This window comes from Streptomyces sp. NPDC002845 (assembly GCF_053591955.1).
In genome coordinates this window covers 59559-67338 of record NZ_JBSFUU010000019.1, presented here as the reverse complement: position 1 = coordinate 67338, position 7780 = coordinate 59559, and the positions used below count along the sequence as shown (strand labels likewise).

General features: G+C 69.9%; 9 protein-coding genes. All 9 read right to left on the bottom strand.

Translation table 11 applies throughout. The annotated features are described in order from the left end of the window. Positions 1-218: 218 nt before the first annotated feature. The 9 genes from ACWD3C_RS16225 to ACWD3C_RS16185 all read right to left on the bottom strand — a co-directional run bounded on the left by ACWD3C_RS16225 (position 219) and on the right by ACWD3C_RS16185 (position 7730). Positions 219-1307, bottom strand: a complete 1089-nt coding sequence (locus tag ACWD3C_RS16225; RefSeq protein ID WP_451144306.1) for a hemolysin family protein — start codon at positions 1305-1307, stop codon at positions 219-221. Then, positions 1304-2632 carry a hemolysin family protein gene (locus ACWD3C_RS16220; RefSeq protein WP_451144304.1) on the bottom strand — a complete coding sequence of 443 codons (1329 nt, stop codon included), beginning with the start codon at positions 2630-2632 and terminating at the stop codon, positions 1304-1306. The genes ACWD3C_RS16225 and ACWD3C_RS16220 overlap by 4 nt, the downstream gene beginning before the upstream one ends. A 292-nt stretch (positions 2633-2924) precedes the next feature. Then, positions 2925-3380: a PH domain-containing protein gene (locus tag ACWD3C_RS16215; RefSeq protein WP_451144300.1), complete on the bottom strand. Its 456-nt coding sequence runs from the start codon at positions 3378-3380 to the stop codon at positions 2925-2927. Between the two features lie 14 nt (positions 3381-3394). Next, on the bottom strand, positions 3395-4252 hold the full coding sequence (gene hisG, locus ACWD3C_RS16210) for an ATP phosphoribosyltransferase (protein WP_451144298.1): 858 nt from the start codon (positions 4250-4252) through the stop codon (positions 3395-3397). A 47-nt stretch (positions 4253-4299) separates the two neighbouring features. Continuing rightward, positions 4300-4572, bottom strand: coding sequence for a phosphoribosyl-ATP diphosphatase (locus tag ACWD3C_RS16205; protein WP_451144296.1), 273 nt, complete (start codon positions 4570-4572; stop codon positions 4300-4302). A 36-nt stretch (positions 4573-4608) separates the two neighbouring features. Then, positions 4609-5094: a 6,7-dimethyl-8-ribityllumazine synthase gene (gene ribH / locus ACWD3C_RS16200; RefSeq protein ID WP_451144294.1), complete on the bottom strand. Its 486-nt coding sequence runs from the start codon at positions 5092-5094 to the stop codon at positions 4609-4611. Between the two features lie 58 nt (positions 5095-5152). Next, positions 5153-6490 (bottom strand): bifunctional 3,4-dihydroxy-2-butanone-4-phosphate synthase/GTP cyclohydrolase II, encoded by a 1338-nt coding sequence (locus ACWD3C_RS16195; RefSeq protein ID WP_451144292.1) that lies wholly within the window; start codon positions 6488-6490, stop codon positions 5153-5155. Next, positions 6487-7131 (bottom strand): nicotinamide mononucleotide transporter family protein, encoded by a 645-nt coding sequence (locus ACWD3C_RS16190; RefSeq protein ID WP_451144290.1) that lies wholly within the window; start codon positions 7129-7131, stop codon positions 6487-6489. The genes ACWD3C_RS16195 and ACWD3C_RS16190 overlap by 4 nt, the downstream gene beginning before the upstream one ends. Continuing rightward, entirely contained in the window at positions 7128-7730 is a 603-nt protein-coding gene (locus ACWD3C_RS16185) for a riboflavin synthase (protein ID WP_451144288.1), read from the bottom strand. The genes ACWD3C_RS16190 and ACWD3C_RS16185 overlap by 4 nt, the downstream gene beginning before the upstream one ends. Positions 7731-7780: the final 50 nt, after the last annotated feature.

Sequence of the window (7780 nt, the reverse complement as noted above, 5' to 3'; positions counted from 1 at the left end):
GGCCCCGCCCGGCCGCGCGGCCGCGCCCCCCCCCCCCAAGGCCGGTAGGCCGATCCCACGGCAACCCCCACCCACCCGCAGACGCCTCCGGGGGTCAGGGGGCACAGTCCCCTGGCGGGGTCGAAGGGGCGGAGCCCCTGGGGATGGGACGGGTAGGGGCGGCGGGGGCGCGGAAACCCGGACGCGCGCCATTCGCACGCGCCCCCAGCCGGGCCAGGTCAACCCGCCATGGCCTCCTCCGGAGCCCCGCTCGGGCGTGGCTCCGCAACCCGGACCGGCTCCGGAGCCGCCCGGTGGGCCGGATCGCGGACCTCGCCGACCAGCAGTTCCAGGACGTCCTCCAGGGCAACCAGACCGAGCACCTTCCCCGACGCGTCGGCCACCTGGGCCAGATGCGTGGCAGCACGGCGCATGACGGACAACGCGTCGTCGAGAGGAAGCTCCGCGCTGAGCGTGGTCATGGGACGCCAGACACGCTGGGGAACGGCCCGCTCGGAGTCCTCCAGGTCGAGGACGTCCTTGACGTGGAGGTAGCCCATGACGGCCCCGTTCGAGGCCGCGACCGGGAAGCGGGAGTAACCCGTGCGAGCCGTCAGGGCCACCACCTGGGCGGGGGTCGCCGATGGATCGACGGTCACCAACGAGTCGCGCCGCAGCAGGACGTCCGTCACCGGCCGGGAGCCCAGCTCCAGGGCGTCCTCCAGGCGTTCCTGTTCCTCCGGGTCCAGGAGGCCCGCCTGCCCGGAGTCCTCCACCAGCCGGTTGAGCTGTTCACTTGTGAAGACCGCCTCCACCTCGTCCTTGGGCTCGACCCGGAAGAGCTTCAGGATCACCCGGGCGCACGCGCCCAGGCCCACCGTCACCGGCCTGCAGAGCCGCGCGAAGGCGACCAGCCCCGGGCTCAGCCACAGCGCCGTCTTCTCGGGCGCCGCCATCGCCAGGTTCTTCGGCAGCATCTCGCCGATGACGAGGTGGAGGAAGACGACGACGGCGAGCGCGATCACGTACCCCAGCGGATGGACCATGCCGTGCGGCAGATGGACCGCCTCGAAGACGGGTTCCAGCAGCCGCGCCACCGTCGGCTCGGCGACCGCGCCCAGCGTCAACGAGCAGACGGTGATGCCGAACTGGGCCGCGGCCATCATCTGGGGCAGCCGTTCGAGCCCGTACAGGACCTGTCGCGCCCGCGCGGTACCCAGCGGTTCGATCTGACTCCGGCGGACGGAGACGAGGGCGAACTCGGCGCCGACGAAGAACCCGTTGGCGAGCACGAGCAGCAGGGCGAACAGAAGCTGGAGCATGCTCATCTGACCGCCTCCGCGACAACCTCGGCGGTCCTGACGAGCCGTACCCGCTCGGCCCGGTAGTGCCCGACCTGGCGCACCGACAGCCGCCAGCCGGGAAGTTCGGCCTTGTCGCCGGAGGCCGGAATCCGGCCGAGCAGATCGGCGACGAGGCCGGCGACGGTCTCGTACGGGCCTTCCGGCACATCGAGACCTATGCGCTGGAGGACGTCGACGCGGCAGCTGCCGTCGACGTCCCACGCGGGCCGCCCGTCCTCGGGCGGGGCCACGGCGAGTTCGGGCAGGTCCTGCCCGTCGTGCTCGTCGCGCACCTCGCCGACCAGCTCCTCGACGATGTCCTCCAGGGTCACCACGCCCGCCGTACCGCCGTACTCGTCGACGACGACCGCGATGGGCTGTTCGCTGCGCAGTCGGGACAGCAGCGGCTGCACCGGCAGTGTCTCGGGGACCAGGAGCGGGGTCTGGGCGATCCGGCCCACCGGCGTGCGCAGCCGCTGCGGTGCCGGGACCGCCAGCGCGTCCTTCAGGTGCACCATGCCGACGATCTCGTCGATCCGCTCCCGGTAGACCGGGAAGCGGGACAGGCCCGTGGCGCGGGTCAGGTTGACCACGTCCTCGGCGGTGGCCGAGGACTGGAGCGCGCTGACCTTCACACGCGGGGTCATGACGTGCTGAACGGTCAGCTCGCCCAGGGACAGGGTCCGTACGAAGAGGTCCGCGGTGTCCTGTTCGAGCGCGCCCGCCCTGGCCGAGTGCCGGGCCAGGGAGACGAGTTCGCCGGGGGTGCGGGCGGAGGCCAGCTCCTCTGTGGGCTCGACGCCGAGGGCCCGTACGAGCCGGTTGGCGACCGCGTTAAGCCCGGCGATCACCGGACGGAAGACGGTGGAGAACAGGTGCTGCGGGCCCGCGACGAAGCGCGCGACCTGCAACGGGCGGGACACCGCCCAGTTCTTGGGCACGAGTTCACCGATCACCATCTGCACGGCCGAGGCCAGCAGCATGCCGACAGCCACGGAGAGGCCGGACACCGCGCCCTCGGGGATGCCGACCGCCGTGAACGGACCGTGCAGCAGCTCCGCGAGCGCCGGTTCGGCGAGCATGCCGACGACGAGGGAGGTGATGGTGATGCCGAGCTGGGTGCCTGAGAGCTGGAAGGACAGTTCCTTGAGCGCGCCCACGACCTTGTGGGCCCGTCGGTCGCCCTCGGCGGCCGCCTTCTCCGCGTCCTGCCGTTCGACCGTCACGAGGCCGAACTCGGCCGCCACGAAGAAGCCGTTGGCGAGAATCAGAAGGAAAGCCGCCCCGAGGAGCAGCAGAGGGATGATCATGATGCCGCCGCCTCCGCGTGAACGCGGAGGCGGTCCGCGCTATGTCGGGAGGGGGCGGCGCAGGTACTACAGGACGATCCGTCCATCGCTGGAGGGAGTCACTCCTCGGGTAGCAGGAACCCCTGGGTGCCTGGCGGCACGACACAGGGGCGGTGGCGCAACGAAAACGCCACCGCAACCAGATTAATCAAGACACGGGCCTGTACGGCAGGGGCGAATCCCCTGAGTCCTCCCTGAATATCGGGTGAACCGCCCCTGACCCGGCCCGGCCTCTCCCGGGCGGGGCCCGGAATCACCCCTGATGCTGCTCGGGGTCGCCGATCGCGCGGGCCTCGGCGAGCGCCCGAAGGGTACGGGCGTCCTGGATCGCACGCTGCTTGGCGATGCCCGGCTGGATGCCGAGCGCGGGCAGGCTGGTGCCGTCGCTGAGGTTGAGGAAGACCCAGGGGTCGCCCGGCCGCAGGTTCACCTGGAGGATCTCCGCCCAGTCCAGGTGCCGCCTGCTGGCGATGTTGACGACGGTGACCCCGGACTCGTCGGCGACGACCTTGGGCCGGGACAACAGCAGCAGCACCCCGAAGAGCAGTGCGCCCGTGAAGATGAAGCTGAGGCGCTCCCCCGGGCCGAGTTTCTCCAGGAGCAGTGCGACCCCGGTGATGACCACGAAGATCGCGACCCCGGCGGTCAGCAGGACGGCCCGGGTGCGGCCCGGCCTGAACGTGACGGGAAGGGAAGGGAGATCCGACACCTCGAACAGCCCCTCTACAGACGGCAGGCGTGGATGGCCGTGGTCAGGATGGCCCGCGCCCCGATGTCGTACAGGTCGTCCATGATCCGCTGTGCCTCCTTGGCCGGGACCATGGCGCGCACGGCGACCCAGCCCTCGTTGTGCAGCGGCGAGACGGTCGGCGACTCCAGACCCGGCGTGAGCGCGACGGCCTTCTCCAACTGCTCGACACGGCAGTCGTAGTCCATCATCACGTACGTCCGGGCCACCAGGACACCCTGGAGGCGGCGCAGGAACTGCTGCACCTTCGACTCGACGGTCTCCTCGGCCTCCGCGCCGGTGCGGCGGATCACGACGGCCTCGGACCTCATGATGGGCTCGCCGATCACCTCAAGACCCGCGTTGCGCAGCGAAGTTCCGGTCTCGACGACGTCGGCGATGACCTCGGCGACGCCCAGCTCGATCGCGGTCTCGACGGCGCCGTCGAGGTGGACGACCGAGGCGTCGATGCCGTTGTCGGCGAGGTGCTTGGCCACGATGCCCTCGTACGAGGTGGCCACCGTCATGCCGGTCAGGTCCTCGACGCCCTTGGCCGTGCCCGGCTTCGTGGCATAGCGGAACGTGGAGCGGGCGAAGCCGAGCGGGAGGATCTCCTCGGCGTTGGCGCCGGAGTCGATCAGCAGGTCGCGGCCGGTGATGCCGATGTCGAGCTTGCCGGAGGAGACGTAGATCGCGATGTCGCGGGGGCGGAGGTAGAAGAACTCGACCTCGTTCTCCGGGTCGACGATGCGCAGTTCCTTGGACTCCCGGCGCTGCTGGTAGCCGGCCTCATGCAGCATCTCCGCCCCAGGGCCTGACAGGGAACCCTTGTTGGGGACGGCGATGCGCAGCATGAGGTCGGCTTCCTTTGCGTGAAGGGGTGTGTCGGGGAATCAGGGTTCTACAGGTGGGCGTACACGTCGTCGAGGGAGATCCCGCGCGCGACCATCATCACCTGGACGTGGTACAGCAGCTGGGAGATCTCCTCGGCGGCGGCGTCCTTGCCCTCGTACTCGGCGGCCATCCAGACCTCGGCGGCCTCCTCGACGACCTTCTTGCCGATGGCATGGACCCCCTTGCCGACCAGTTCGGCGGTGCGGGACGTGGCGGGGTCGCCGTTTACGGCCTTGTGCTGGAGCTCGGTGAAGAGCTCCTCGAACGTCTTCTTGGACATGGTGGCGCCCACTTTACGCAAGTTGTGTCGGCCGGCCTAACGCCAGGGTTCGGATACTGAGCGCAGCGTGGCCGCGGTCGCCAGGGCCGCCGTCACGGCCTCGTGTCCCTTGTCCTCGTGGGAGCCCTCGATGCCCGCACGGTCGAGGGCCTGCTCCTCGGTGTCGCAGGTCAGCACGCCGAAGCCGACGGGGACGCCGGTGTCGATGGACACCTGGGTGAGGCCCTGGGTGACGCCTTGGCACACGTAGTCGAAGTGGGGGGTGCCGCCACGGATGACGACGCCGAGGGCGACGATCGCGTCGTAGCCTCGGCCCGCGAGGACCTTGGCGACGACCGGGAGTTCCCAGCTGCCGGGGACCCGGAGCAGGGTCGGCTCGTCGATGCCCAGGTCGCGCAGGGCGCGCAGGGCACCGTCGACGAGGCCGTCCATCACCTTTTCGTGCCACTGTGCCGCGATGACCGCGACGCGCAGGTCGCCGCAGTTCTGTACGGACAGTTCAGGTGCACCCTTGCCGCTCACGTCTCTCCTCGGTGTCCTTCTCTTACTGGTCGTCTTACTGGTTGTCTTACCGGTCGTCTTACTGGTTGCCGCAGGTGGACACGGCGGTCGTGTCCAGCCAGGGCAGGTCGTGGCCCATCCGGTCCCGCTTGGTGCGCAGGTAGCGGAGGTTGTGCTCGCCCGCCTGTACGGGCATCGGCTCACGGCTGAGGACCTTGAGGCCGTGGCGGGTGAGCGCGTCGGTCTTCTCGGGGTTGTTGGTCATCAGCCGCAGGCTGCGGACGCCGAGATCCTCCAGGATCTGCGCGCCCGCGCCGTAGTCCCGGGCGTCGGCGGGCAGGCCCAGCTCCAGGTTGGCGTCCAGCGTGTCGTGGCCGCGCTCCTGGAGCTCGTACGCACGGAGTTTGGACAGCAGACCGATGCCGCGCCCCTCGTGGCCGCGCAGGTAGACCACCACGCCCCGGCCCTCGGCCTGGATGCGCCGCAGCGACGTCTGGAGCTGGGGGCCGCAGTCGCAGCGCAGGGAGTGGAAGACGTCGCCGGTGAGGCACTCGGAGTGGATGCGTACGACGACGTCCTCGCCGTCGCCGATCTCGCCGTGGACGAGGGCGACGTGCTCGATGCCGTCGACGGTGGAGCGATAGCCGTACGCGGTGAACTCACCGAAGGCCGTGGGCAGTTGGGTCTGGGCCTCGCGGCGGACGGCTGGCTCGGACACGGGTGCCCCCTGCTCGGTCGGAGTCGAGAGCCTGGGGGAACGGCGGTAGGCGATCAGGTCCTCGATGGAGATGATCGTGAAGCCGTGCTTGCGGGCGAACGGGATCAGCTCGGGCAGGCGCAGCATGCGCCCGTCCTCGCCGGCGATCTCGACGATGGCGCCCGCGGGACGCAGTCCGGCGAGCCGGGCCAGATCGACGGCGGCCTCGGTGTGGCCGTTGCGCACCAGCACGCCGCCGGGCCTGGCGCGCAGCGGGAAGATGTGGCCGGGGCGGACGAAGTCGGTCGCCCCGGCCGTGCCGCTCGCCAGCAGTTGGAGCGTGGTGGCTCGGTCGGAGGCCGAGACGCCGGTGGTCACCCCGTGGGCGGCGGACGCGTCGACCGTCACGGTGAACGCGGTCCTCATCGACTCGGTGTTGTCCGCGACCATCTGGGGCAGTTCGAGCCTGTCCAGTTCGTCGCCCTCCATGGGGGCGCAGATCAGGCCTCGGCACTCGCTCATCATGAAGGCGACGATCTCGGGGGTGGCCTTCTCGGCGGCGATGACGAGGTCGCCCTCGTTCTCCCGGTCCTCGTCGTCGACGACCACGACAGGGCGGCCTGCCGCGATGTCGGCGATGGCCTGCTCGACCGGGTCGAGCGCGAAGTCCTCGATGTCCTCGATGTGGTCCGTGCTGTAGAGAATCGGCGCCGTTGTCATGCCGGGGCTCCTTCCAGGGCGGGCTGTTCGCTCCTGCGCGAGCGCAGCCACCAGTCGCGCATGCCCCACAGGACGAGCGCGCCGTAAATGATGTAGACGAAACCGGAGAAGGCGAAGCCGTTCGCGAAGTTGAGGGGTACGCCCACGAGGTCGACCAGCAGCCAGGCGAACCAGAACTCGACCATGCCGCGTGCCTGGGCGTACATGGCGACGATCGTGCCGACGAAGATGTACGCGTCCGGCCAGGGGTCCCAGGACAGGGTCGGGAACGCGGTGAACAGGCCGCCGACCGCGAGGGTGCCCAGGGCGGCGCCGCCTGCCAGGATTCCGCGCTCGCGCCAGGTGGCGAACCGTACGGCGATGTGGCCGTCCTCCGCCTGCTCCTTGCCGCGCTGCCACTGCCGCCAGCCGAACACGGCGACGAGCATGACGACGACCTGCTTGCCGGCGCTGCCGGACAGATGGGCCGTCACGAAGGCCGCGAAGAGGATGACACCGGAGAGGAACTGCGCGGGCCAGCTCCATATGGAGCGCCGCCAGCCGAGGACCAGGGCGGTCAGACCGATGACGTTGCCGATCATGTCGGCCCAGATGATGTGCTGGCCGAAGAGCGTGAACGCCTCGGAGTTGAGCCAGTTCACCGCGCGGCCCCCTGACCGGCCATCAGTCGCTCGACGTACTTGGCGATGACGTCGACCTCAAGGTTGACCGGGTCACCGGGCTGCTTGAGACCGAGGGTGGTCAGGGCGAGGGTGGTCGGGATGAGGCTGACGGTGAAGTAGTCGGGGCCTGCGTCGACGACGGTGAGGCTGATGCCGTCGACGGTGATGGAGCCCTTCTCGACGACGTACCGGGTCAGGTCCGCGGGGAGCGAGACCTTGACGATCTCCCAGTTGTCGGACGGCTTGCGCTCCAGGACCGTGCCCGTGCCGTCGACATGGCCCTGCACGATGTGCCCGCCGAGACGTGCGCCGACGGCCATGGGGCGTTCGAGGTTGACGCGGGAGCCGACGGTCAGGACGCCGAGGCTGGAGCGGTCGAGGGTCTCCGCCATGACATCGGCGGTGAACTCGTCGCCCTCGTGGTCCACGACCGTGAGACAGACGCCGTTCACGGCGATGGAGTCGCCATGCTGTGCGCCCTGTGTGACGACGGGGCCACGAAGACGGAAGCGGGAGGAGTCGCCGAGATTCTCGACGGCGGTGACCTCACCCAGCTCTTCGACGATTCCGGTGAACACTTCCCGGGTCCTCCTGCCTCATGGGGCGCGGACTCCGGGGACTGTCGAAG